This is a genomic window from Halorubrum sp. B52 (genome assembly GCF_059752555.1).
On the sequence record NZ_MWTG01000007.1, the window covers coordinates 737,434 to 761,364 of the forward strand.

Genomic DNA, 23,931 nt, shown 5'->3' on the forward strand with positions numbered 1-23,931 from the left:
GTGGGGACGATCGGCACGACGAGCGGCCGGGGCGACCGACAGACGGCGTGCGGTCGAGTCGGCGGACGGACCGGCGCGTTTTTGCCCGCCGATCGCCGACTCCGCACATGGAGTTCGCCACGTTCGCCGCGCGGGCCGAGCGGCTGGCGGCCGAGCCGGGCGACATCGAGACGACGCTCGCGGTCGCGGATCTGCTCCGCGAGGCCGGCGGAGAGGGGAGCGCGGACGACCCGAGCGACGGCGACGACCTCGCGACGGTCACTCGGCTCCTTCTCGGACGCATCTTTCCGGCGCACGACACGCGGACGCTCGATATCGGGCCGGCGCTGTGCCGGGAGGCGATCGCCCGCGCCGCGGGCCCGAACGTGACCGCCGCCGACGTCGAGGACCGGCTCGCGTCGGCGGGCGAGATCGGCGCGGTCGCCGCCGGCTTCGACTTCGGCGGCCAGCGCGGCCTCGCCGCCTTCGGCGACGGCCGCGACGCGCTCACGGTCGCCGAGCTGGATGCGGCGCTTCGCGAGCTGGCGGCCGCGTCGGGGGACGGCAGCGAGTCGCGCAAGCTCGACGCGCTGTTCGGGCTGTTCAATCGATGCGATCCCGCCGAGGCGAAGTTCCTCGCGCGGCTGGTGCTCGGCGAGATGCGGATCGGCGTCGGCGAGGGAACCGTCCGGGACGCGATCGCCGAGGCGTTCCTGACCGATCCGGAGTCCGAGTCCGCCGAGAGCGACGACGAGGAGCCGACCCTCCGCGCCGGCGACGAGGCGGTCGCGGCCGTCGAGCGCGCGCTGCAGGTGACGAACGACTACGGCCGGGTCGCGGCGCTCGCGCGCGACGAGGGCCTCGCGGGGCTCCGGGCCGAGGGGCTCGTCGTCGGGCGCCCCGTGCAGGCGATGCTCGCGCAGGCGGGCACCGCGACCGACGCGGTCGAGTCGTTCGGCGAGGTCGCCGTCGAGACGAAGTTCGACGGGGCGCGCGTGCAGGTCCACTACGTGCCGGGAAGTGAGGACGGGAAAGCCCCCGAAAGCGACGGGTTCGGCCCGAAACTCTACTCCCGGAACATGGACGACGTGACCGACGCGCTCCCGGAGATCGCCGAGCGAGTCGCGGCCCGGGTCGACGTCCCGGTCATCCTCGACGGCGAGGTCGTCGCGGTCGACGACGCGGGCGACCCGCTCCCGTTCCAGCAGGTGCTGCGGCGGTTCCGCCGCAAACACGACGTCGACCAGATGCGCGAGGAGGTGTCGCTCCGGCTCCACGCCTTCGACTGCCTCCACGTCGACGGCGACGACCTCCTCGACGAGCCGCTCCGGGTCCGCCACGACCGCCTCACCGAGGTCCTGCCGGACGCGGCCGCGAACCTCGACCTAGCGAGCGACGTCGAGGCGATCGAGGCGGCGGAGGCGGCCGCGCTCGATGCGGGCCACGAGGGAGTCATGCTGAAGGACCCGGACGCGCCCTACACCCCGGGCGACCGCGGGCGGGAGTGGCTGAAGCGCAAGCCCGACGTGGAGACGCTCGACGCGGTCGTCGTCGGCGCGGAGTGGGGCGAGGGGCGCCGCGCGGAGCTGTTCGGGACGTTCCTGCTCGGGGTGCGGGCGGGAGGAGACGGCGAGGGGGGCGAGGAGGGCGAGGGGTTCGCGACCGTCGGCAAGGTCGCGACCGGCCTCACCGACGAGGAGCTCGCCGACCTCACCGAGCGGCTGGAGCCCCGCGTCGTGAGCGAGGAGGGGACCGAGCTCTCGATCCGGCCCGCGGTCGTCCTGGAGGTCGGCTACGAGGAGATCCAGACGTCGCCGACGTACTCGTCGGGGTACGCGCTGCGGTTCCCGCGGTTCGTCGGCGTCCGCGAGGACAAGTCGGTCGCGGACGCCGACTCGCTGGAGCGTGTCGCGCGGCTCGCGGGCGACTCGGCGTGACGTGTTGAATTCCGCCGGGCCGAGCGCGACTCGCCCACGCGAAACTCCTTGACGCTCGGGCCCGTATCCCCTCGTATGCCAGGCCCGCTCGGGGACGCGACGCGACGACGGCTGACGGACGCGGCCGCGGCCCGGCTCGCCGACGACGGCTACGAGGTCGCGAACCCCGAGACGCGGGCGGAGCCCCCGGCGGTGGCGACGCCCCGGGACGGCGGATCGCCCCTCGCGGTCGAGCCGCTCACGCCGGACGACGCGACGCCGACGGTGATCGCCTCGCGGCTCGCGCACGCGCTCGACCGCGACCGCCGCGCGTGCTTCGTCGTGGAGGACGATCCGACCGCCGAGCGGGTGCGATCGCTGCTCGCCGACCCCCCGCTGCTCGTCGCCGAGCGCGACGGCCGCCGGGAGTTCCACGCCGGCCCCGACCGGATCCCCGTCGCCGGCGGCGGGTACGCCTGCGTCCGGTTCGAGGGGCTCGGGGAGCCGACGTTCGCGTGGCGCGAGACCGACACGCCGGTCGGCCCGGTGCCCGCGGGACCGGGCGTCGACGCCGCCGCCGTCGACGAGGCGGGTCGCCCGGTCGTTCCCCGGTTGGTCTGCGAGGTCGACGGGCGGGTCGTCGCGGTGCTCGCGGGGGTCGAGAGCCTCCGGGAGCCGCCGGCGGAGGCGTTCCCGTACGCGTACAGCCGGCACCCCGACGACAAGCGGTTCCGGGTGCGGCGCGGCGCCGACGGCGCGGTCGTCGAGAGCGCGAGCGGCTTCGCGCCGATGCGGGCCGCGGGCTACGTCCCGATCCCCATGCCCATCGTCCCGGAGCACGTGCTCGGGGCGGCGTTCGCGCCCGATCGGGGTGGGAGCAGTGAGAGCGGGGACGAGAGCCGCGCGGCCGACCTCGACGACGCGTGGGACCTGATCCGCGTCGGCGGCGGGGGAGAGGCGCCGGGCGGCGTCGGCCGCCCATAGCCACCCTCAAGGCGCCCGCGTCCGGATCGCCTGCCATGACTGTCCGCTACGACGACTTCGCGGTGGAGTGGCTCGGCTACGCGACGGCGCGGCTCGCGCCCGAGGACGGCCCGGTCGCCTACACCGACCCGGGGCGGTACGGCGTCCTCGACGACTACTGGGCGCGCGACGGCGACCTCGTCGTCGTCACCCACGACCACCACTACGACCCCGAGGGGATCCGGTCGGTCGCGAGCGAGGAGGCGACGCTCGTCATCTACGACGCGGTCGACCCCGCGGGGATCGACCGCGACGTGGAGTCCGTCGACTCGCTCGCCGACGAGTACGACGTGATCCGCGTCGACGACGATGCGCGCGTCGACGTCGACACGCCCGCCGGGGAGGCGACCGTGTGGTCCGTCGCCGCCCACAACGACCCCGAGGGACCGAACGCCGGCCCGGACGGCTCGGTGACGCACCCGCCCGGGCTCGGCTGCGGGTTCCTGCTCGGCCTCGGCGACCGCACCGCCTTCTGGCCGGGCGACTCCGACGCGCTCGACGCGTTCGCGGAGCTCGACGTCTCGATATTCCTCGCGAACATCGGCGGGGGCGGCATCGTCTCCGATAGACACACGAGCGCGGACTTGGCCGAGCGGATGGACCCGGACCTGGTGGTCCCGATCCACTACGACACCTTCGAGCAGCTGGAGGCGGACGGCGAGGCGTTCGCGGGCGACGTGGCCGCCCGGTCGATCCCGGTCGCGCTCGACGCCCGGTCGGCGAATCAGTAGGGGTCGACGCTCGGGAATCGCCTACGGCCGCCGAGCGATCAGCGCCGCCGCGACCGCGGCGACCAGCGCGGCGACGACGCCGAACCCGGGCGCCTCGTCGCCGGTGCTCGCGTCTCCGCCGTCGCTGCCGTCCTCGGTCGATCCGTCCTCGCCGTCAGATCCGTTCTCGCTATCGTCGCCGTCGGTTCCGCCGTCGTCGCTCCCGTCTTCACCGTCGGTCGCGTCCGTCCCTCCGTCTTGCGTCTGGAGCTCGGCGACCGCGGTCGAGAGCGTGGTCGTCGACTCGATCACGCTGCGCGGCGCCGGCTGGTTGAGGTAGTTCACGTTCATCACGACGTAGTTGCCCTCGGTGCCGGCGGTCGTGCTGGCGTACGGCTCCTCCTCTAAGATCGCCGCGTCGGGGGTGGTCACCAAGATCAGCTCGGGGTCGGTCTGGAGGATCACCTCGTTGGAGAGCTGCGGGTAGCCGTCGCCCTCCGCGGCCGCGACGTTGTTCACGCCGCCGGCCTCCATGATCGAGTTGATGAACGTGTTGTTCGCGGCGACGAAGCCGCTCCCGAGCGGGTACAGCGCGTCCGGCCGGTCGAGGTCGGCGGTCCGGTTCTCGGCCTCGGCGACGGCCTCATTCATCTCGGCGTTCGTCTCGGCGGCGGCCTCGCAGTTCCCGACGAGGCGACCGACGGTCTCGGTCTTCTCCGCGATGTCCTCGATTGAGGTCGCCTCGGAGAAGTGGTAGACGGTGAGGTCCTGCTCGCGGAGCGCCTCGACCTGGCCCGCCGACGCGTTCGGCGCGAGAACGAGGTCCGGCTCGGTGGCCACGACGCGCTCGACGCTCACGCCGAGCCCCTCCGCGGAGACGTTCTCCCGCTCGCTCGCCCCGTTGAGATACGCGGCGTACTGGGTGACGCCGACGACGCGGTCCTGCTCGCCGAGCTCCCAGAGCGTCTGGGCGGCCGAGGGGTTCGTCGTCGTGATCCGCTCGGGCGCCTCGTCGAGCGTGATCGTCGTCCCCGTCGCGTCCGTGATCTCCAGCGGGAACCCGCACGCGTCGCCCGTCTGGTGGACGCTCGGCCCGTCGGTCGGGGCCTGGAGCGTCGGTCCGTCCGTCGGCGACTCGACCGTCGCCGGCTGTGCACCCGCGGCCGGGCCCGCGACGCCGCCGACGAGGGCGGTCGTCACGAGCAGGGCCACCGCGATAACGTATCTCGTTCGCATCGGATCGACGACGCGGCTCGTCCAATAAGTATTTACCTACTACAAGTTGTGTTGGAGAACGAATGAGTACATGGACGCGAGCGTCGGTCTGGTCGGCGGGGTTAGCGGTCGTGCTCGTCGCCGTGGCCGTGGTGAGCGCCGCGATCGGTCCCGTCCGGATCCCGCCCGCGGAGGTCGTGAAGGCCGTGTTGAACGCGGTCAGCGTGCCGGCCGGGATCGAGACGACGACCGCCGGGATCGGCACCCTGCGGATCCCCGGCGTGGGCCCGCTGACGCTGCCCGGCGTCGACCTCGCCTACGCCTCGCCGTTCGCGTTCCCGGTCGACGACGTCCACGCGCAGATCGTCGTCGGCGTCCGGCTCCCCCGCATCCTGATGGCCGCGCTGGTCGGCTTCGCGCTCGCGGCGGCCGGCACGGTGATGCAGGGGTTCTTCCGGAACCCGATGGCCGACCCGTCGATCATCGGCGTCTCCTCGGGCGCGGCGGTCGGCGCCGTCGCGTTCATCGTCTTCCCCGCGGCGCTGTCGGCGACCGTCACGCTCCCGCTGGTCGGCGCGGTCGACCTGGGGCTCTCGCACGGTGCCGGCGTCAGCCTCTTCGCGTTCGTCGGCGCGCTCGCGGCCGCCTTCGGCGTGTACGCGATCGCGACGCGGCACGGGCGGACCCCGGTGGCGACGCTCCTGCTCGCGGGGGTCGCGGTCCAGACGTTCCTCGGCGCGGTCATCTCGTACCTCCAGCTGCAGGCCGGCGAGTCGCTCCGCCGCGTCGTCGCGTGGCTGATGGGTCACCTCTCGGGCGCCTCGTGGAGCGAGGTCGCCGCGACGGCGGTCGTGGTGCCCCCGCTATTCGTCCTCCTCCTCGTGTACGCGCGCGACCTCAACGTCCTCCTGCTCGGCGAGGAGGAGGCGCGCGGGCTCGGGATCGCGGTCGAGCGCACCAAGCGGATCCTGCTTGGCGCCTCCGCGCTGATCACGGCCGCCGGCGTCGCCTTCGCGGGGATCATCGGCTTCGTCGGGCTGATCGTCCCGCACATCCTCCGGCTGGTCGTCGGCCCCGATCACCGGGTCCTGTTACCGACCGCGGCGCTCGCGGGCGGGTCGTTCCTCGTCGCCGCCGACACGGTCGCCCGCGCCGGGAGCACGGAGCTGCCGGTCGGCATCGTCACCGCCGCGGTCGGCGCGCCCTTCTTCGTCTACCTGCTCTCGAAGCGGGAGGTGCACGAGCTGTGAGCTCCGAACCGGCCGCGGAGGGGGGCGGAGTCGGGACGGGCGACGGTCTCGCGGCCACCGATCCCGACGGCGACGACCCCCTCATCGGGGTCAGCGACCTGGCGGTGTCGTTCGGCGACGTGCCGGTCGTCTCCGGCGTGGACCTCCGGGTCGACCGCGGCGAACTCGTCGGGCTCGTCGGTCCGAACGGCGCGGGGAAGACGACGGTGCTCCGGGCGATCAAGGGGTCGCTCACGCCCGATTCCGGGGAGGTCCTGCTCGACGGCGACCGCGCCGCCGACCTCTCCGCGCGCGAGACCGGCCGCCGCGTCGCCAGCGTCCCGCAGGACACGAGCCTCGCGTTCGACTTCCGGGTGCGGCACGTGGTGGAGATGGGGCGGACCCCCCACCTCGGCCGGTTCGACGGCCACGGCGCCGACGACGACCGGGCGGTGCGGGAGGCGATGGACGCGGCCGGCGTCGCGCGCTTCGCCGACCGCTCGATCACCGAGGTCTCGGGCGGGGAGCGCCAGCGCGTCCTGCTCGCGCGGGCGCTGGCCCAGGGGACGCCGGCCCTCCTGTTGGACGAGCCGACGGCGAGCCTCGACGCGAACCACGCCGTGCGCACCCTCGAGCTCGTCCGCGACCTCGTCGACGACGGCCGGAGCGCGCTCGCGGCGATTCACGACCTCGACGCCGCGGCCCGTTACTGCGACCGGATCGTCGTCCTCGCGAACGGCGGCGTCCACGCGGCCGGGCCGCCCGACGAGGTCCTGACCGCCGACGCGCTCCGGGCCGCGTTCGACGCCGAGGCGTTCGTCGGACGGAACCCCGCGACCGGGACGCCCGCGGTCACCGCCTTCGACGCGGTCGGGGCGGCCGGCGGGAGCGACGCGGACCGCGGCGAGGCCGACCCGCGACGCCTCCACGTCGTCGGGCGGGGGCGGGCGGCCTCGCGGGTCGTCGCCCGCCTCGCGGCCGCGGGCCACGAGCTCTCGGTCGGGGCGGTCCCCGAGGGCGACGCGGCCGCCGAGACCGCCCGCGACGCCGGCGCCCGGGTGGTCGCGGCCCCCGCGTTCGAGCCGGTCGGCGCGGGGACCCGCGAGGCCGCGGCAGAACTGGCGAGCGAGGCCGACGCGACCGTCATCGTTGACGGCGACGGCGGCGACACCGATCGAAGTGAGAGCGACCGCGCCGAGCCGAACGCGGCGGTCGTCGCGGCCGCCGACCGGGTCGTCGAGATCGACGCCGCGGCCGACGACGACGCGCTCCTCGACGCGGTTCGCCGTCTCGACGGGGCGTAACCCGCGGTCTCGGCGACGCGGCTCGCCCGCGTGACGCGTGACGGCAATCGATTCCGGTATCACACACGTCGGGTATCGGACGGCTCGCGGCTCGCGGAGAGATCGAGCCGCACGGACCGCCGTCAGAAACTCCGAGCCGGCGGATCGATCCCTGCGTTCGTCTCTCATACCGCCGAGTAAATTACTGTAAAGCATCATAGATGCAGATAAATATTCTCTATATGCATATTCCCTTATCAGTGGGGCCGGTACGAGGAGGTACGATGGAACGAAGACGGTTCCTGCGCGGCACCGGCGCGGCGATCGGCGGCTCGCTGCTCGCCGGCTGCGCCGGGAGCGACGGACGGACTGTGACGGTCGACTACGCCTACTACAACCCGGTCAGCCTCGTGTTGCGAGAGAAGGGGTGGCTGGCGGAGGCGTTCGCGGAGACGGACGTCGAGGTCGAGTGGGTGCTGAGCCTCGGCAGCAACCAGGCGAACGAGTACTCGCAGGGCGGCGAGGCGGAGGTCGCCTCCACCGCCGGGATCGCGGCGCTGATGGCGCGGTCCAACGGCGTCCCGATCACGACGCCGTACGTCTACTCGGAGCCGGAGTGGACCGCGCTCGTCACCTTCGCGGAGACGGGGATCGAGTCGGTCGCCGACCTGGAGGGGAAACGCGTCGCGGCCACCCGCGGCACCGACCCCTACTTCTTCCTGCTGCAGGCGCTCGACGACGCCGGGCTGAGCGAGGACGACGTCGAGGTCGTCCACCTCCAACACCCCGAGGGGCAGTCGGCGCTGGTGGGCGGCGACGTCGACGCGTGGGCCGGGCTCGACCCCCACATGGCCGAGCTGGAGCTGGAACACGACGGCGCGGAGCTGTTCTTCCGCGAGCCGGCCTACAACACCTACGGCTTCCTCAACTTCCTCGACGGCTTCCTCGCGGACCGCCCCGAGGACGCCCGGCGGGTCGTCGAGGCGTACGAGCGCGGCCGCGAGTGGGCGATCGACAACCCGACGGAGACCGCGGGGATCCTCGCGAGCGAGTCGGAGATGTCCCAGGCGGTGGCCGAGCGCGTGTTCACGCGCCGCACCGACCTCTCGGAGCCGCTTCCGGGCGACGCGCACCGCGGCCTGCTCTCCGACCTCGCGCCGATCTTGGAACGCGAGGGGCTCGTCAACGACGACGCCGACCCCGCGGGGAGCGTCGACGAGCTGCTCGACGCGGAGTTCGCGGCCGGCATCGTCGGCGACGCCGGAAGCGGGGGCGAGTGAGATGGCCGCGACGCGCGAGACGGAGCGGACGGGGATCGGCGTCGCCGCCGAGACCCTCCCCGACGCCGACCGGTTCCGGTGGCTGATCGGGTTCGTCGTGCCCGCGGCGATCGTCGTCGCCTGGCACCTGCTGGTCGCGACCGGCGTCTTCGCCGCCCACCAGCTTCCGACGCCGCTGCGGGTGGTCGAGACGCTCTACGGGCTGGGCGTCTCCGGCGAGCTGTGGGGTCACGTCGCGATCACGGTCCAGCGCGTGTTCCTCGGCGTCCTCCTCGGCGCGAGCGTCGGTATCCTCCTCGGGACGCTCACGGGGCTGTACGACCTCGCCGCCGACCTCCTCGACCCCCTGCTCCAGAGCCTCAAGAACATCCCCTCGCTGGCGTGGGTGCCGCTGTTCCTACTGTGGTTCGGGATCGGGGAGGGCGCGAAGGTGCTCCTGATCGCCGTCGGCGCCTTCTTCCCCGTCTACCTCAACCTCTCGACGGGGATCGGCGAGGTGAGCGAGGACCTGCTCGAGGTCGCCGAGGTGTACGACCTCGGCCGGGTCGAGTCGCTCCGACGGGTCGTGTTCCCGGCGGCGGTGCCGAGCCTGCTCGTCGGGATCCGGGGCGGCGTCGGCCTGGCGTGGATGTTCGTCGTGGCCGCGGAGCTGATCGCGGCCAGCGAGGGGATCGGGTTCCTGCTGAGCGACGGCCGGGTGCTCGCGCGCCCCGACATCATCGTCGGCTCGATCCTGCTGTTCGCGTTCTTCGGGAACCTCTCGGATCTCGCCGTCAAGGGGGTGGAGAACCGTGTCGTCGACCGGTGAGAACGCGTCTCCGAGTGAGGACGCGTCGCGGGCGGACCCGACGCTCGCCGTCCGCGGGCTCACCAAGCGCTACGGCGAGACGGTCGCGCTCGACGGCGTCGACCTCGCGGTCGGCGACGGGGAGTTCGTCGCGGTGGTCGGCCCCTCCGGCTGCGGGAAGTCGACGCTGCTGCGCGTGCTGTCCGGGCTGGAGGACCGGTTCGAGGGCGACGCCGCGGTCGACGGGGTCGACGTGCGCGAGGGCGGCAGCGACGCCGTCGGGATGGTGTTCCAGGAGCCGCGGCTCCTCGGGTGGGCGGACGTGCGGGAGAACGTCGCTCTCGGGCTCCCGGCCGGCGTCGACCGCGACGACCCCGCCGCGCGCGACCGCGTCGACGGGCTGATCGAGACGGTCGGGCTCGACGGGTTCGCGGAGAGCCGGCCGGGCGAGCTCTCCGGCGGGATGGCCCAGCGGGTCGCGCTGGCGCGCGGGCTCGCCTACGAGCCGGAGGTGCTGCTGCTCGACGAGCCGTTCTCCGCGCTCGACCGGCTGACGAAACACGAGCAGCAGGACCACCTGCTCGACGTGTGGGCGGAGCGGGGGACCACGGTCGCGCTGGTGACGCACGACGTCGAGGAGGCCGCCTACCTCGCGGACCGCGTCGTCGTTCTCGGCGGGCAGCCCGGAACTGTCGAGGCGGTGGTCGACGTCGACGCCGACCGCCCCCGCGACCGGACCGACGAGGAGTTGCTAGCGGCGCGCCGCGAGGTCACCGACGCGCTCGGGCTCTGAGCCGGGGCGGGGCACTACCCCCCACACGGGGCGCGGCCGAAACGAAACGAACGTCGATCGCCCTTATCACTCGGGTTCCGAAACCACATCCTCGGATCGCGAGGAGACGGATATAAACAATATAAGGAGTTGCTATGACGTTGGTGTCATGCGGTTTTCCGACGACGAGGCTCGACACGAACCCGTCGCCGCGGAGTGGTTTTTGCGAGCGGCACAAGCGTTAAGTTCTCGACCGTACTGTCGACAGTCGATGACAGACATCACGGAGGCTTCGTCGGACACCCCGGCGGATCGAGTTCTTCCAGGGCACGATAGCTTCTAACATCGAAATCGGTCCTGTACGGATCTTCGACACGACGTTACGAGACGGAGAACAGTCACCACGGACGTCGTTCAGCTACGACGAGAAACGCCGCATAGCGGCGACGCTGGACGACATGAACACCCACGTCATCGAGGCGGGGTTCCCGGTGAACTCGGACGCGGAGTTCGAGGCCGTGAGCGACATCGCCGCCGCGACGGACACCACCGTCTGCGGGCTGGCGCGGGTCGTCGAGGGCGACATCGACGCCGCGATCGACTCCGGCGTCGAGATGGTCCACGTGTTCGTCTCCACCAGCGACGTGCAGCTGGAGGACTCGATGCACGCGACCCGCGCCGAGGCGAAGGAGCGCGCCGTCGCCGCCGTCGAGCAGGTGAAAGACGCCGGCGTCGAGTGCATGTTCTCGCCGATGGACGCCACCCGGACCGACCCCGACTACCTGATCGACATCGTCGAGGCGGTCTCGGACGCCGGCACCGACTGGATCAACATCCCCGACACCTGCGGCGTCGGGATGCCGAGCAGCTTCGGGAAGACGGTGAAGGCCGTCGTCGAGGCGACCGACGCCCGCGTCGACGTGCACACGCACGACGACTTCGGAATGGCCGCGGCGAACGCGATCATGGGCTTCGAGAACGGCGCCGAGCAGGCGCAGGTGTCGGTCAACGGGATCGGCGAACGCGCCGGCAACGCCGCCTACGAGGAGGTCGTGATGGCCGTCGAGTCGGTGTACGGCGTCGACACCGGGATCGACACGACCCAGATCACCAAGCTGGCGCGGATCGTCGAGGAGGCCTCGGACATCCCCGTGCCCGCGAACAAGCCCGTCACCGGGCGGAACGCGTTCGCGCACGAGTCGGGGATCCACGCGGCCGGCGTCATCGAGAACACCGACACGTTCGAGACCGGCGTGATGACCCCGGAGATGGTGGGGGCCGAACGCGAGTTCGTCCTCGGGAAACACACCGGTACCCACAGCGTGCGCAAGCACCTGGAGGAGGCCGGCTTCGACCCGAGCGACGGCGAGGTCCGGCGCATCACCAAGCGCGTCAAGGAGTACGGCTCCGGCAAGCGGCAGGTGACCGCCGGCGACGTCGAGCGCTTCGCCGAGGAGGCGGGCATCGACCGCGAGGAGGAGGTCCGAGTCTGATGGCCGCCCCCCTGACCGGGGAGCCCGCCGAGCGACCGCCGCGCGGACCGGCGGGGGCTCCCGCGAGCCCGTTCGCAGCGGGCCGATGCGGGACCGCGAGCCGGTGCGGGGGCGCGACGCGGCGCGGAGCCGCGATCCGACCGGACGGGGCGACGCCCCGACAGGGATTTATACCCCGACTCCGTTGGTCAGGGCGAGATGCGACGGCACACCGCGGTCCCGACGACAGCCGACGTCGCCGGAGCCGTCGCGCCGATCATCGTAGGGGTATAATCCCCTACACTACCCCTTCCTCACCGACTCGACGTACCGCCGACCGCCGCCGCGATCGGAACGCGATCCATCGCCCGGCGGGCGGACCGAACTCCGACGCGCGAGAGATGCCACACACACCACCACGACAATGAGCGACACAGCAGCACACCCACGAGAGGACGACCCGGAGGGCTCCGAGGAGCCGGCGACGGGGGCCGACGACGGGGCGCCCGACGCCGAGTCCGACGAGACGCCCGCCGCGGGTGCGGTCTCGACCGGCGCGGAGTCGGTCGTCGCCGCCCTCGAGGCGGCCGGCGCGGAGACCGCCTTCGGCGTTCAGGGCGGCGCGATCATGCCCGTCTACGACGCGTTGTACAGCTCGTCGATCGACCACGTCACGATGGCCCACGAGCAGGGCGCCGCCCACGCCGCCGACGCGTACGGCGTCGTGTCGGGCGAGCCGGGGCTCTGCCTGGCGACCTCGGGCCCGGGCGCGACGAACCTCGTCACCGGGATCGCCGACGCCGACATGGACTCCGACTCGATGCTCGCGCTGACCGGACAGGTGCCGACCGAGTTCGTCGGCAACGACGCGTTCCAGGAGACCGACACCATCGGCGTCACGCGCCCGATCACGAAGCACAACTACTTCGCGAGCGGCGCCGACACCGTCGGCGACACCGTCGGGGAGGCGTTCGAGCTGTCGCGGGCCGGTCGCCCGGGACCGACGCTCGTCGACCTCCCGAAGGACGTCACCCAGGACGAGACCGACGAGACCCCGGGACCGGCGTCGCCGCCGGCCGGCACCGACCCCGACCCGAACGCCGACGCCGACGCGGTCGAGGCGGCCGCCCGGACCATCGAGGAGGCCGAGCGACCGGTCTGTCTGTTCGGCGGCGGCGTGATCAAGGCCGAGGCGAGCGACGCCGCGCGGACGTTCGCGCGGACGTACGGGATCCCGGTGACGACGACGATGCCCGGGATCGGCTCGTTCCCCGAGGACGACGAGCTCTGCCTCTCGTGGGCCGGGATGCACGGCACCGGCTACGCGAACATGGCGATCACCCACACCGACTGCCTGATCGCGGTCGGCACCCGGTTCGACGACCGGCTCACCGGCGGGATCGACACGTTCGCGCCGGAGGCCGAGGTCGTCCACGTCGACATCGACCCGGCCGAGATCTCGAAGAACGTCCACGCTGACCACCCGCTCATCGGCGACGCGGGGCGCGTCCTCGACCAGCTGACCGCGGCGGTCCGCGAGGCGCCCGACGCCGAGGCGTGGCGCGAGCGCTGCGCCGAGTGGAAGGAGACGTATCCGCTCACGTACGCGACGCCCGAGGACGAGCCGCTGAAGCCGCAGTTCGTCGTCGAGGCGTTCGACGAGGCGACCGACGACGACACCATCGTGACGACCGGCGTCGGCCAACACCAGATGTGGGCCTCCCAGTTCTGGACGTACACGGAGCCGCGGACGTGGATCTCCTCGCACGGGCTGGGGACGATGGGGTACGGCGTGCCCGCCGCGGTCGGCGCGCGCGTCGCCGCCGACAACATGGGCGAGCCCGACCGCGACGTGGTCTGTTTCGACGGCGACGGCTCCTTCCTGATGACGATGCAGGAGCTCTCCGTGGCCGTCCGCGAGGACCTCGACGTCACCATCGCCGTGCTCAACAACGAGTACATCGGCATGGTGCGCCAGTGGCAGGACGCCTTCTACGAGGGGCGTCACATGGCCTCCGACTACACGTGGATGCCCGAGTTCGACAAGCTCGCCGAGGCGTTCGGCGCGCTCGGGCTCCGCGTCGACGACTACGACGAGGTCGCGCCCGCGATCGAGGAGGCGCTCGACTACGACGGTCCCGCCGTGGTCGACTTCCACGTCGATCCCGAGGAGAACGTCCTGCCGATGGTGCCGAGCGGCGGCGCGAACGGGAAGTTCGCCACCGCGGAGGACCAGCTATGAGCGGCGATTCGCCCGACTCCCGCCCCGCGACCGACGGCGGCTCCGCGTCCGACGCCGGCGTGCCCGAGGCCGACTCGCGGCCCGCGCCGAGCGAGCAGCCCGGGCCCGAGGAGCGGGACCACCCGGAGGGGCGCCGGAACCTCGAGGGGATCCGGATCGACCCCGTCCTGGAGGCCGAACACGAGTCGCGGCGCGCCGTCATCTCGGCGCTCGTGGAGGACGAGCCGGGCGTGCTCGCGCGCGTCTCCGGGCTCGTCTCCCGCCGCCAGTTCAACATCGAGAGCCTCACCGTCGGTCCGACGACCGTCGAGGGCCACTCGCGGATCACGATGGTCGTCGAGGAGACTGACCCCGGCATCGACCAGATCGAAAAGCAGATGGCGAAGCTGAAACCCGTTATCTCCGTCGGCGAGGTGTCCGGCAACGCGGTCACCGCCGAGCTCGTCCTGCTGAAGGTCGAGGCCGACGACCCGGCGGCGGTCCACGCCGTCACCGAGATGTACGACGGCCGGACGCTCGACGCGGGGCCGCGGACGATCACCGTCCAGCTCACCGGCGACGAGGCGCGGATCGACGACGCGCTCGACGCGTTCCGCCAGTTCGGCATCATCGAGATCGCGCGGACGGGCCAGACCGCGCTCGCGCGCGGCGACGTCCCGACCGCGCCCGGAGAGAAACCCGGAACGGCCGGCGAACCGACGACGCACGACAGCTGACGCAGTTACACACACGATACACAATGAGCGACAACGACATGCAGACGGTCGAATCCAACGTATACTACGACGAAGACGCGGACGGCGAGGCGATCGCCCAGAAGGTCGTGGCCGTGCTCGGCTACGGCTCGCAGGGGCACGCGCACGCCCAGAACCTCCACGAGAGCGGGATCGACGTGATCGTCGGCCTCCGCGAGGACAGCTCCTCGCGGGCGGCCGCCGAGAGCGACGGGCTCGAGGTGGCGACGCCCGCCGCGGCCGCCGAGGCCGCCGACATCGTGAGCGTCCTCCTCCCCGACACGGTCCAGGCGGACGTGTACGAGGAGTCGATCGAGCCGAACTTAGAGCCCGGCGACACGCTCCAGTTCGCGCACGGGTTCAACATCCACTACAACCAGATCCAGCCGCCCGAGGACGTCGACGTGACGATGATCGCGCCGAAGTCGCCGGGCCACATCGTCCGCCGGAACTACGAGAACGACCAGGGGACGCCGGGGCTGCTGGCGGTGTACCAGGACGCCACGGGCGAGGCCCACGACGAGGCGCTCGCGTACGCGGCCGCGATCGGCTGCACCCGCGCCGGCGTCGTCGAGACGTCGTTCCGGGAAGAGACCGAGACCGACCTGTTCGGCGAGCAGGCCGTCCTCTGCGGCGGCATCGCCTCGCTGATCAAGCAGGGGTACGAGACGCTCGTCGAGGCGGGCTACTCCCCCGAGATGGCGTACTTCGAGTGCATGAACGAGATGAAGCTCATCGTCGACCTGATGTACGAGGGCGGGCTCGGCGCCATGTGGGACTCCGTCTCGCACACCGCGGAGTACGGCGGGCTCACTCGGGGCGACGAGATCATCGACGACCAGGTCCGCGCGAACATGGAGGAGGTCCTCGAGGGCGTCCAGAACGGCACCTTCGCCCGCGAGTGGATCTCGGAGAACCAGGCCGGCCGGCCGGCGTACACCCAGCTCCGCAACGCGGAGAAGAACCACGAGATCGAGGCCGTCGGCGAGGAGCTGCGCGGCCTGTTCGCGTGGCAGGAGGAGGGCGAGGAGGAAGAGGAGTCGACCGAGGTGACGGCCTGATGGGCGCCCGCGGCGACGCGAACGGGGCGACGGCGACCGCACCCCGTACGGGTGATCCCCGATGAGCGAGGGGACCCTGTACGACAAGGTGTGGGACCGTCACAAGGTGACGGAGCTGCCGACCGGACAGGACCAGCTGTTCGTCGGGCTCCACCTCGTCCACGAGGTCACCAGCCCGCAGGCGTTCGGGATGCTGAAAGAGCGCGGGCGGGAGGTCGCGTTCCCGGAGCGCACGCACGCGACGGTCGACCACATCGTGCCGACCGGCAACCGCGACCGACCGTTCAAAGACGAGGCGGCCGAGACCATGATGTCGGAGCTGGAGGAGAACCTCCGCGGGTCGGGGATCGACTTCTCGGACCCCGACTCGGGGAACCAGGGGATCGTCCACGTCATCGGGCCGGAGCAGGGGCTCACCCAGCCCGGCATGACGATCGTCTGCGGCGACTCCCACACGTCGACGCACGGCGCGTTCGGCGCGCTGGCGTTCGGCATCGGCACCTCGCAGATCCGCGACGTGCTGGCGACGGGCTGCGTCGCCATGGAGAAACAGAAGGTCCGCCGGATCGAGGTCACCGGCGAGCTCGGCGAGGGCGTCACCGCGAAGGACGTCATCCTCACGATCATCGGGAAGCTCGGGACCGACGGCGGCGTGGGCCACGTCTACGAGTACGGCGGCGAGGCCATCGAGGCGCTCGGCATGGAGGGACGGATGTCCATCTGTAACATGTCCATCGAGGGCGGCGCCCGCGCGGGGTACGTCAACCCCGACGAGACCACCTACGAGTGGCTGAAAGAGACGGACGCCTTCGCCGACGACCCCGAGAAGTTCGAGCGGCTGAAGCCCTACTGGGAGTCGATCCGGACCGACGACGACGCCGAGTACGACGACGTCGTCACCATCGACGGGTCGGCGATCGAGCCGACCGTGACGTGGGGGACCACGCCCGGACAGACCGCGGGCATCACGGAGCCGATCCCGGACCCGGACGACCTGCCCGAGGAGGACCGCGACACCGCGCGCCGCGCGCAGAAGCACATGCGCGTCGAGCCGGGCGACACGATGGAGGGGTACGAGATCGACGTGGCGTTCCTCGGCTCGTGTACCAACGCGCGCCTGAAGGACCTCCGCGAGGCCGCGGCGTTCGTCGAGGGCCGCGAGGTCGACGACGACGTGCGCGCGATGGTCGTGCCCGGCAGTCAGCGCGTCCGCGACGCCGCCGAGGCGGAGGGGTTAGACGAGATATTCACCGAGGCGGGCTTCGACTGGCGCGAGCCCGGCTGCTCGATGTGTCTCGGCATGAACGACGACCAGCTGGTGGGCGACGAGGCGAGCGCGTCCTCCTCGAACCGGAACTTCGTCGGCCGACAGGGGTCGAAGGAGGGCCGGACCGTGCTGATGAGTCCGATCATGGTCGCGGCCGCGGCGGTGACCGGCGCGGTCACCGACGTCCGCGAGATGGAGGAGGTGGCGACCGTATGAGCTCCCCCGAGTTCAGCGACGGCGAGGCGCCGGCCGAGAAGGTCACCGAGGTCAAGGGGACGGGGATCCCCGTCCGCGGGAACGACGTCGACACCGATCAGATCATCCCGGCGCGGTTCCTGAAGGTCGTCACCTTCGACGGGCTGGGCCAGTTCGCCTTCTTCGACCAGCGGTTCGACGACGACGACAACGAGAAGGACCACCCCTTTAACGAGGAGAAATACCAGGGCGCGAACGTCCTAGTGGTCAACGCCAACTTCGGCTGCGGCTCCTCGCGCGAGCACGCGCCGCAGGCGCTGATGCGCTGGGGGATCGACGCCGTCGTCGGCGAGTCGTTCGCGGAGATCTTCGCGGGCAACTGCCTCGCGCTCGGCATCCCGACGGTCACCGCCGACCAGGAGTCGATCGAGGCGCTCCAGGACTACGTCGAGGCGAACCCCGACGCGGAGGTCGACATCGACGTGGCCGCGGAGACGATCACCTACGGCGACACCGTGATCGACGCGACGGTCCACGACGCCCAGCGGAAGGCGCTCGTCGAGGGCGTCTGGGACACCACGGCGCTGATGGGCGCGAACGCGGGCGCGGTCCGCGAGACCGCTCGGTCCCTCCCCTACGTTCCGGAAGCGGACATTCCGGGGGACGAGGCGTGAGCCACGAGGTCGCCGTCATTGAGGGCGACGGGATCGGCCGAGAGGTCGTCCCCGCTGCCCTCGAGGTGTTGGAGGCGTTCGACCTCGGCTTCGAGTTCGTCCGGGGCGAGGCCGGCGACGCGACGAAGGAGGCGACCGGCGAGGCGCTCCCGGCGGAGACGTACGACCTCGCGGCGGGCGCGGACGCGACGCTGTTCGGCGCGGCCGGCGAGACCGCCGCCGACGTCATCCTCCCGCTCCGGGACGCCGTCGACTCGTTCGTCAACGTCCGACCGGCGAAGGCGTACCCCGGCGTCGACGCGCTCCGGCCTGAGACGGACGTCGTCTTCCTGCGCGAGAACACCGAGGGCGTCTACTCGGGCCACGAGGACCGGCTCTCCGAGGACCTCTCGACGCTGACGCGGGTGGTCACCTCCTCCGCCTCCCGGGAGCTGGCGGAGTACGCCTGCGAGTTCGTCGCCGACGGGCGCGGCCCCGCCGGCGGCCCGGAGGACGGGTTCACGGTCGCGCACAAGGCGAACGTGATGCGCGAGACGGACGGTCGGTTCCGCGAGGAGATGCTCGCGGTGGCCGACGAGCGCGGCGTCGACGCCGACGAGGAGCTGATGGACGCGTTCGCGACGAAGCTCCCGCTCGACCCGACGCAGTACGGCGTGATCGTCTGTCCGAACCTCGCCGGCGACGTGCTCTCGGACCTCGCGGCCGGGCTCGTCGGCGGGCTCGGCCTGCTCCCGTCGGCGAACGTCGGCCACGACAACGCGCTGTTCGAGCCGGTCCACGGCACCGCGCCGGACATCGCCGGCCAGGGGGTCGCGAACCCGACGGCGGCGATCCTGTCGGCCGCCATGCTGCTGGAGTACCTCGGCTACGTCGAGGAGGGCGGGCGGGTGCGCGACGCCGTGGAGGGCGTGCTCTCCGACGGCCCCCGCACCGGCGACCTCGGCGGCGACGCGACGACCGAGGAGATCACGGCGGCGATCGTCGACCGCCTGTAGCCGTCGGGGGCGCAGCCCCCGCGAGACACGCTCTCGCACGGCGACCGCGGCCGAACCACAAGAAAGGAAACCCTGCGGCCCGTCCGTTCGGCTATGAGCAACTACGAAGTCGCGATGGAAGCCGCCTGGTTGGTCCGTGACGTCGAGGAGACCGACGACGCCATCGGCGTCGCGGTCAGCGAAGCCGGCAAGCGACTCAACGAGACGGACAAGCAGTACGTCGAGGTCGAACCCGGCGTCACCGGCTGTCCGGCCTGCGGCGAGCCGTTCGACGCCGCTTTCCTCGCCGCGAACACGGCCCTGGTCGGACTCCTCCTCGAGATCGATATCTTCAACGCCGACAGCGAGGAGCACGCGGAGCGGATCGCGAAGAGCGAGGTCGGCGGCGCGCTGCGGGACGTCCCCCTCGAGGTCATCGAGATCATCGAGACGGAGGGCGACGAGGACGACGACGAGTAACGCCCCGCGACGAGCGGCGAGCGCCTCGGGGCCGATCGGACGCGTACGCGACCGCCGCCGCGATATCGGTCACCGCCGAAAGCTTTTCTAATAACCCGGAGTAATTCGGTCGTATGGAACTCCCGACGCCACAGGACCTCCGCGAGCGGCGGACGACGCTGGAGCTGACCCAGAGCGAGTTGGCCGACGCGGCGGACGTCTCCCAGCCCCTGATCGCTCGGATCGAGGGCGGGGACGTCGATCCCCGGCTCTCGACGCTCCGGCGGATCGTCAACGCGCTCCAGGAGGCGGAGGGCGAGGTCGTGCGCGCGAGCGACCTGATGAACGAGACGGTGATCAGCGTCGCGCCCGACGACGCGGTGCGCGGAGCGGTCGACCTGATGGAGGAGGAGGCGTACTCGCAGCTTCCGGTCCTCCAGAATGGGGTACCGGTCGGCTCGATCAGCCAGGGCGACGTGGTCCACGCGGGCGAGAACGTCGGCGACCATCCGGTCAGCGAGGTGATGAGCGAGTCGTTCCCCACGGTCGCGCCGAGCGCGACCGTCGACGAGGTCCGGAACCTGCTCGACCACTACAAGGCCGTGATGGTCACCGACGGCGGGGAGACGGTCGGGATCATCACCGAGGCGGACATCGCCGCGCACCTCTCGTAGCGGGCTACTCCCGCCGCCGCGTCTCGTCCCGTTCCGCCTCCTCGCGGTCCGACTCGCGCCGCTCCGAGAGGCGCTCCCAGATCTCCGTACAGCCCGCGCCGTCCTCGACGTCGGCGAGGTGACCCGAGTCGTCGGCGTCGCGCTCCTCGGCCCCCTCGCCGCCGGACTCCCCGCTCGCGCCGCCGGCCTCGGCGACGTCCGTCTCGGCCGACTCGGATCGGTCCGTCATCGATCGGGGCTACGCGCCTCTCGATCAAAAGGTGGCGTTCGCGAGTAAATCGGGCCGGTGTTCCGGTTTCCCGGCAATAATTACTGTTTGTTCCGCGCGCCTACAGCTCCAGTCCGCGGATCGAGACGGTTCCCGCCTCGGCGTCGTCGCCGTCGCCTGCCGCCGTCGGGTCGGCCTCCTCCACCCGCCCGATCACGCGCCCGCCGGTCTCGGCCGCCAGCGACTCGGCCGACTCGGGATCGAGCGCGGCCACGAAGCCGGTGCCCATGTTGAACGTGCGGTACATCTCCTCGTCCGGGACGTTCCCCTCCGACTGCACGAACTCGAAGACGGGCTGGGGGTCGAACGCGTCCTCGACGACGTACCGGTGCGCCCCGAGCCGCGTCAGGTTCGTCCAGCCGCCGCCGGTGACGTGGGCCGCGCCGTGCACGCCGCGCTCGCGCATGGGGTCGAGCAGGTCCGTGTAGATCCGGGTCGGCTCCAAGAGGGCCTCGCCGACCGTCTCGTAGCCGTCGAACGGGCACGGGTCGGCGTACGCGTGGTCGCGGGTGGCCGCCTCGCGGGCGAGCGTGAGCCCGTTCGAGTGGATCCCCGAGGAGCGCCAGCCGACGAGCGCGTCGCCCGGCTCGGCCGTCCCGTCGAAGACGGCGTCTTTGGCGGCGAGGCCGGCGCAGGTGCCCGCCAGGTCGAGCCCGTTGATGACGTCCGGCATCACCGCCGTCTCGCCGCCGACGAGCTCCATATCGGCGAGCTCGGCGCCGCGGGCGAGCCCGTCGCCGACCTGTTCGGCGAACCGCTCGTCCGGCTCGTCGACGGCGAGGTAGTCGACGAAGGCGACGGGGCGGACCCCGGCGGCGACGAGGTCGTTGACGTTCATCGCGATGCAGTCGATGCCGACCGTCGAGTAGTCGCCGAGCGCCTCGGCGACGAGGAGCTTCGTCCCCACGCCGTCGGTCGCGAGCGCGAGGTACCGGTCGCCGATGTCGAGGAGGCCGGCGTAGTCGCCCTCGGCCTCGCCGACCGCGCCGATCAGCGCCGCGGTCGCCGCCTCGCTCGCGTCGATGTCGACGCCCGCGTCGGCGTAGGTGAGTTCGTCGCCGCCCTCGCTCGCCGCTCCATCGTCGCTCTCCCCCGTCTCGCCGCCGTCGCCCTCGGTCATGTGTGTCGAGGGACGCCCGCGGAGCAAAAGCGCACCGTTCCCGCCGGGCGGTCGAGGGGGAACCGACGGCGACTCAGAACGGCCCGCCGAAGCCGAGTCCGCCCACGAAGACGAGCCCGACCGTGAGAACCACGGAGACGACGAAGAAGCCGGCCCACGCTCCCTTGTTCCAGTCGAACACGGTCTTCCCGTCGAGCGGGCCGTACGGGATCAGGTTGAAGGCGGCGAGGAAGACGTTGATCGCGATCCCGCGGGAGCCGATCAGGGTGATCACGGGGCTGCCGACGACCGGACCGAGCAGGAGCGCCGGGAGGAAGACGACGGTGAGCAGCAGGTTGACGACCGGCCCGGCGAGCGCGATGTGGCCGTGTTCCCGCGGGGTCAGCCGACCGCGGTGATGGACCGCGCCGGGCGCGGCGAAGATGAAGCCGAGGAGCGAGCTCATCACGGCCAGGAACAGCATGCTGTTGTCGGCCCGGAACTCGGCCACCTGGTCGTACCGGACCGCGACGACCTTGTGCGCGATCTCGTGGAGGAGGAACGCGACCCCGGCGGTGAGCAGGCCGACGAGCAGCGGCGGGACCACGCCGGCCGCGAGCAGCCGGTCGAAGCCGGCGGTGCCGTTGACGAAAAAGAACGTGAACGCGACGCCGAGCGCGAGCCACGCGACGAGCAGGTCGCGCAGCTCCGTGCCGCTGAAGTAGAGGCCGGCGATCCGGCGCCCTTTGAACGTCGAGCTCACGCTCGTCCCCCGCGCGTGTGTCGGGTCACGCGCCACCCCCGCCCGTGAGGGCGTTCCGGATCAGCTCCGCGCCGGCGTACGCGCCGTCGATCAGGAGCCGCCCAACCTCGTCGACGCCGCCGACCTCGGCGCCGAACATCGCCGGGATCACGTAGACGGCGAACAGGAAGCTCGCGACGATGCTGCCGACGTTCGTCATCGCGACGACGACGATGAGCTTGAACAGGGGGACGTCGAGCATCCGGGAGACCAGCGCGGAGGGCGACAGCGTCTCGTCCGAGAGCAGCTCGTTGAGCGTTCCGATGTCGCCGACGTTCACGGTGATGTGTCGGAGCTCGACGTAGCCGGTGAACCAGCCGGGCGCGAGCACCGGATTGATCGAGGTCATCCACGCGACGGCGCCGCCGACGCCCGCGGAGGTCCACCGCGCGCCGGCGACCTTCGCGAACGCGAACGCGAAGACCCCGTTGATGAGGAACCACGCGCCGAACACCCGGAGCAGGAACGCGTTCTCGACGCCCGCCAGCGCGAGCAGGACGAAGAAGCCGACGAAGCCGACGGTGATCGCGTAGCCGATCGCCTTCTTCCACGGCAGCCCGCCGCCGCCGCGCTCGCGGCCGACGAGGCCCTCCATCGGCGGGAGCGTCTCGGGGTTCGCGAGGTACCCCTCGATCCCTTCCCGGTGGCCCGCGCCGACGACGGCGACGACGTCCCTGCCGGCCTCTCGGAGTGCGACGAGGCGGTGGGCGATGAACGCGTCCCGCTCGTCGATGAGCGCCTCGGCGCCGCCCGGAGAGAACTGGCGGAACTCCTCCATCATCATCGTCACCACGTCGGTGTCGGTGAGCTCCTCGACGCCGAGCTCCTCGATGCCGCCGTGCTCCGGTTCTCCCCCGCCGTCGACCAGTCCGAGCAGCGCCGCCACGACGACGCCGAGCGTCAGCCCGAGCGAGATCCCGAGGCCGAGACTGCCGATCGCCGTCACGGCGAACCCGCCGAGGTACGTCGAGACGAGCCCGTTCGCGACGCCGGAGGCCGCCGCGGCGACCCCGGCGCCGACGCCGAGCCCGCTCGCCGCGTAGAGCCGGCCGTCCGGCGAGAGCGCGAGCTTCCCGACCTGATCGACGGCGATCCCGACCGCGACGGCGACCAGCACGCCGCCGGTCACGCTGGTCAGCAGGGCGGTGGTCACGCCGAAGGCGCCGCCGAACAGGCCGATCGCCGGCCCCGCGAGGACCCCGACGAACAGCCCCGCGAGCACGCCGACGACCCGCGAGTCGGTGACGCCGAACGCGAGCCCGCCGACCATCCGGAGCTTCTCCGTGACCGTCATCCGGGCCCAGAAGCGCTGGATCGTCGTCTGGATGTCCCGGTCGACGAGGGCGACGTCGATCCCGAGCCCCTCGGCGACGTCGATGGCCGCGCGCATGTCCGCGCCCGGCTCGATGTCGAAGCGCTCGCCGAGCTGGGTCTGGACGTACGAGAGCATCCAGTACGCGAGGAACTGGAAGACGGTGTTCCCGCGCAGGAGGTCACTCGCGTCGAGGTCGTCGGGGGTCTCGCCCTGCAGCTGCCGGTACCGTCCCTCGTCGAGCTCGACGGCGACGACATCGGGGCGCTCGCGCTCGATCGCCTCCTCGACCTCGTCGACCGAGCGCTCGGAGACGTGTGCGGTGCCGACGACCGTCACGGAGCCGGCCGCGTCCCCGTCGCCGTCGCTCCCGGCGGATCCGACGCCCTCGTCGGGCCCGGACGTCGCCGCGGGGTCGCTCGCCGTCGGGGGCGCGGACGCGCCGTCGGAGCCCCCTGGCGTCTCTGTCATTGCCGGGACGTACCCCCTCGCCGCGTTTAGGGT

The 23,931-nt window shown here is 71.9% G+C and carries 22 protein-coding genes; 17 read left to right on the forward strand and 5 right to left on the reverse strand.

Annotation, left to right across the window (positions count from 1 at the left end; genetic code table 11):
* The first annotated feature begins 107 nt into the window (after window positions 1–107).
* From ligA to B4V04_RS05180, 3 genes are all read left to right on the forward strand, one after another.
* Entirely contained in the window at window positions 108–1,916 is a 1,809-nt protein-coding gene (gene ligA, locus B4V04_RS05170; protein ID WP_498229742.1) for an ATP-dependent DNA ligase LigA, read from the forward strand.
* Window positions 1,917–1,991: 75 nt separating this feature from the next.
* Window positions 1,992–2,879, forward strand: coding sequence for a hypothetical protein (locus B4V04_RS05175; protein ID WP_498229744.1), 888 nt, complete (start codon window positions 1,992–1,994; stop codon window positions 2,877–2,879).
* A gap of 35 nt (window positions 2,880–2,914) precedes the next feature.
* The gene (locus B4V04_RS05180) at window positions 2,915–3,649 is read left to right on the forward strand and encodes an MBL fold metallo-hydrolase (protein ID WP_498229746.1); all 735 of its coding nucleotides are present in this window, start codon (window positions 2,915–2,917) and stop codon (window positions 3,647–3,649) included.
* Between the two features lie 21 nt (window positions 3,650–3,670).
* Here the strand turns inward: B4V04_RS05180 and B4V04_RS05185 are convergent, their stop codons facing one another.
* Window positions 3,671–4,864: a PGF-CTERM-anchored ABC transporter substrate-binding protein gene (locus B4V04_RS05185; protein WP_498229748.1), complete on the reverse strand. Its 1,194-nt coding sequence runs from the start codon at window positions 4,862–4,864 to the stop codon at window positions 3,671–3,673.
* A gap of 62 nt (window positions 4,865–4,926) precedes the next feature.
* Between B4V04_RS05185 and btuC the strand changes: the two genes are divergently transcribed.
* The 14 genes from btuC (at window position 4,927) to B4V04_RS05255 (ending at window position 19,946) form a co-directional block, all read left to right on the forward strand.
* Window positions 4,927–6,093, forward strand: coding sequence for a vitamin B12 ABC transporter permease BtuC (gene btuC, locus B4V04_RS05190; protein ID WP_498229749.1), 1,167 nt, complete (start codon window positions 4,927–4,929; stop codon window positions 6,091–6,093).
* On the forward strand, window positions 6,090–7,376 hold the full coding sequence (locus tag B4V04_RS05195) for an ATP-binding cassette domain-containing protein (protein WP_498229751.1): 1,287 nt from the start codon (window positions 6,090–6,092) through the stop codon (window positions 7,374–7,376). The genes btuC and B4V04_RS05195 overlap by 4 nt, the downstream gene beginning before the upstream one ends.
* Before the next feature lie 263 nt (window positions 7,377–7,639).
* Window positions 7,640–8,635 (forward strand): aliphatic sulfonate ABC transporter substrate-binding protein, encoded by a 996-nt coding sequence (locus B4V04_RS05200; RefSeq protein ID WP_498229752.1) that lies wholly within the window; start codon window positions 7,640–7,642, stop codon window positions 8,633–8,635.
* A 1-nt stretch (window position 8,636) separates the two neighbouring features.
* Complete coding sequence (locus B4V04_RS05205; RefSeq protein WP_498229754.1) at window positions 8,637–9,443, forward strand: ABC transporter permease; 807 nt, start codon at window positions 8,637–8,639, stop codon at window positions 9,441–9,443.
* On the forward strand, window positions 9,427–10,215 hold the full coding sequence (locus tag B4V04_RS05210; RefSeq protein WP_498229755.1) for an ABC transporter ATP-binding protein: 789 nt from the start codon (window positions 9,427–9,429) through the stop codon (window positions 10,213–10,215). The genes B4V04_RS05205 and B4V04_RS05210 overlap by 17 nt, the downstream gene beginning before the upstream one ends.
* Window positions 10,216–10,505: 290 nt before the next feature.
* Window positions 10,506–11,687 (forward strand): LeuA family protein, encoded by a 1,182-nt coding sequence (locus B4V04_RS05215; RefSeq protein WP_498229954.1) that lies wholly within the window; start codon window positions 10,506–10,508, stop codon window positions 11,685–11,687.
* A gap of 403 nt (window positions 11,688–12,090) precedes the next feature.
* Complete coding sequence (gene ilvB / locus B4V04_RS05220) at window positions 12,091–13,908, forward strand: biosynthetic-type acetolactate synthase large subunit (RefSeq protein ID WP_498229757.1); 1,818 nt, start codon at window positions 12,091–12,093, stop codon at window positions 13,906–13,908.
* On the forward strand, window positions 13,905–14,624 hold the full coding sequence (gene ilvN, locus B4V04_RS05225) for an acetolactate synthase small subunit (RefSeq protein ID WP_498229759.1): 720 nt from the start codon (window positions 13,905–13,907) through the stop codon (window positions 14,622–14,624). Before ilvB ends, ilvN begins: the two co-directional genes overlap by 4 nt.
* A gap of 23 nt (window positions 14,625–14,647) precedes the next feature.
* The gene (gene ilvC / locus B4V04_RS05230) at window positions 14,648–15,703 is read left to right on the forward strand and encodes a ketol-acid reductoisomerase (RefSeq protein ID WP_498229761.1); all 1,056 of its coding nucleotides are present in this window, start codon (window positions 14,648–14,650) and stop codon (window positions 15,701–15,703) included.
* Window positions 15,704–15,764: 61 nt separating this feature from the next.
* Window positions 15,765–17,186, forward strand: a complete 1,422-nt coding sequence (gene leuC, locus B4V04_RS05235) for a 3-isopropylmalate dehydratase large subunit (protein WP_498229763.1) — start codon at window positions 15,765–15,767, stop codon at window positions 17,184–17,186.
* Window positions 17,183–17,839: a 3-isopropylmalate dehydratase small subunit gene (gene leuD, locus B4V04_RS05240; protein ID WP_498229765.1), complete on the forward strand. Its 657-nt coding sequence runs from the start codon at window positions 17,183–17,185 to the stop codon at window positions 17,837–17,839. The genes leuC and leuD overlap by 4 nt, the downstream gene beginning before the upstream one ends.
* Window positions 17,836–18,834: an isocitrate/isopropylmalate family dehydrogenase gene (locus tag B4V04_RS05245; protein WP_498229766.1), complete on the forward strand. Its 999-nt coding sequence runs from the start codon at window positions 17,836–17,838 to the stop codon at window positions 18,832–18,834. The genes leuD and B4V04_RS05245 overlap by 4 nt, the downstream gene beginning before the upstream one ends.
* A gap of 93 nt (window positions 18,835–18,927) precedes the next feature.
* Window positions 18,928–19,293, forward strand: a complete 366-nt coding sequence (locus B4V04_RS05250) for a DUF555 domain-containing protein (RefSeq protein WP_498229768.1) — start codon at window positions 18,928–18,930, stop codon at window positions 19,291–19,293.
* Window positions 19,294–19,406: 113 nt separating this feature from the next.
* Window positions 19,407–19,946: a CBS domain-containing protein gene (locus B4V04_RS05255; RefSeq protein ID WP_498229769.1), complete on the forward strand. Its 540-nt coding sequence runs from the start codon at window positions 19,407–19,409 to the stop codon at window positions 19,944–19,946.
* Between the two features lie 4 nt (window positions 19,947–19,950).
* Here the strand turns inward: B4V04_RS05255 and B4V04_RS05260 are convergent, their stop codons facing one another.
* The 4 genes from B4V04_RS05260 to B4V04_RS05275 all read right to left on the reverse strand — a co-directional run bounded on the left by B4V04_RS05260 (window position 19,951) and on the right by B4V04_RS05275 (window position 23,898).
* Window positions 19,951–20,175 carry a DUF8595 family protein gene (locus B4V04_RS05260; protein ID WP_498229771.1) on the reverse strand — a complete coding sequence of 75 codons (225 nt, stop codon included), beginning with the start codon at window positions 20,173–20,175 and terminating at the stop codon, window positions 19,951–19,953.
* A gap of 100 nt (window positions 20,176–20,275) precedes the next feature.
* On the reverse strand, window positions 20,276–21,334 hold the full coding sequence (purM, locus tag B4V04_RS05265; protein WP_498229773.1) for a phosphoribosylformylglycinamidine cyclo-ligase: 1,059 nt from the start codon (window positions 21,332–21,334) through the stop codon (window positions 20,276–20,278).
* Between the two features lie 73 nt (window positions 21,335–21,407).
* Window positions 21,408–22,076: a metalloprotease gene (locus B4V04_RS05270; protein WP_498229775.1), complete on the reverse strand. Its 669-nt coding sequence runs from the start codon at window positions 22,074–22,076 to the stop codon at window positions 21,408–21,410.
* Between the two features lie 25 nt (window positions 22,077–22,101).
* Window positions 22,102–23,898: a TraB/GumN family protein gene (locus B4V04_RS05275; protein ID WP_498229777.1), complete on the reverse strand. Its 1,797-nt coding sequence runs from the start codon at window positions 23,896–23,898 to the stop codon at window positions 22,102–22,104.
* Between the last annotated feature and the right edge of the window lie 33 nt (window positions 23,899–23,931).

What these genes read in the sequence shown, in the direction of transcription:
- ilvN (WP_498229759.1), top strand. Translation starts at nt 13,905, where the DNA reads ATGAGCGGCGATTCGCCCGACTCCCGCCCCGCGACCGACGGCGGCTCC.
- B4V04_RS05205 (WP_498229754.1), top strand. Translation starts at nt 8,637, where the DNA reads ATGGCCGCGACGCGCGAGACGGAGCGGACGGGGATCGGCGTCGCCGCC.
- B4V04_RS05250 (WP_498229768.1), top strand. Translation starts at nt 18,928, where the DNA reads ATGAGCAACTACGAAGTCGCGATGGAAGCCGCCTGGTTGGTCCGTGAC.
- ilvB (WP_498229757.1), top strand. Translation starts at nt 12,091, where the DNA reads ATGAGCGACACAGCAGCACACCCACGAGAGGACGACCCGGAGGGCTCC.
- B4V04_RS05185 (WP_498229748.1), bottom strand. Translation starts at nt 4,864, where the DNA reads ATGCGAACGAGATACGTTATCGCGGTGGCCCTGCTCGTGACGACCGCC.
- ligA (WP_498229742.1), top strand. Translation starts at nt 108, where the DNA reads ATGGAGTTCGCCACGTTCGCCGCGCGGGCCGAGCGGCTGGCGGCCGAG.
- B4V04_RS05255 (WP_498229769.1), top strand. Translation starts at nt 19,407, where the DNA reads ATGGAACTCCCGACGCCACAGGACCTCCGCGAGCGGCGGACGACGCTG.
- purM (WP_498229773.1), bottom strand. Translation starts at nt 21,334, where the DNA reads ATGACCGAGGGCGACGGCGGCGAGACGGGGGAGAGCGACGATGGAGCG.
- leuD (WP_498229765.1), top strand. Translation starts at nt 17,183, where the DNA reads ATGAGCTCCCCCGAGTTCAGCGACGGCGAGGCGCCGGCCGAGAAGGTC.
- ilvC (WP_498229761.1), top strand. Translation starts at nt 14,648, where the DNA reads ATGAGCGACAACGACATGCAGACGGTCGAATCCAACGTATACTACGAC.
- B4V04_RS05180 (WP_498229746.1), top strand. Translation starts at nt 2,915, where the DNA reads ATGACTGTCCGCTACGACGACTTCGCGGTGGAGTGGCTCGGCTACGCG.
- B4V04_RS05200 (WP_498229752.1), top strand. Translation starts at nt 7,640, where the DNA reads ATGGAACGAAGACGGTTCCTGCGCGGCACCGGCGCGGCGATCGGCGGC.
- B4V04_RS05175 (WP_498229744.1), top strand. Translation starts at nt 1,992, where the DNA reads ATGCCAGGCCCGCTCGGGGACGCGACGCGACGACGGCTGACGGACGCG.
- B4V04_RS05260 (WP_498229771.1), bottom strand. Translation starts at nt 20,175, where the DNA reads ATGACGGACCGATCCGAGTCGGCCGAGACGGACGTCGCCGAGGCCGGC.
- leuC (WP_498229763.1), top strand. Translation starts at nt 15,765, where the DNA reads ATGAGCGAGGGGACCCTGTACGACAAGGTGTGGGACCGTCACAAGGTG.
- btuC (WP_498229749.1), top strand. Translation starts at nt 4,927, where the DNA reads ATGAGTACATGGACGCGAGCGTCGGTCTGGTCGGCGGGGTTAGCGGTC.
- B4V04_RS05275 (WP_498229777.1), bottom strand. Translation starts at nt 23,898, where the DNA reads ATGACAGAGACGCCAGGGGGCTCCGACGGCGCGTCCGCGCCCCCGACG.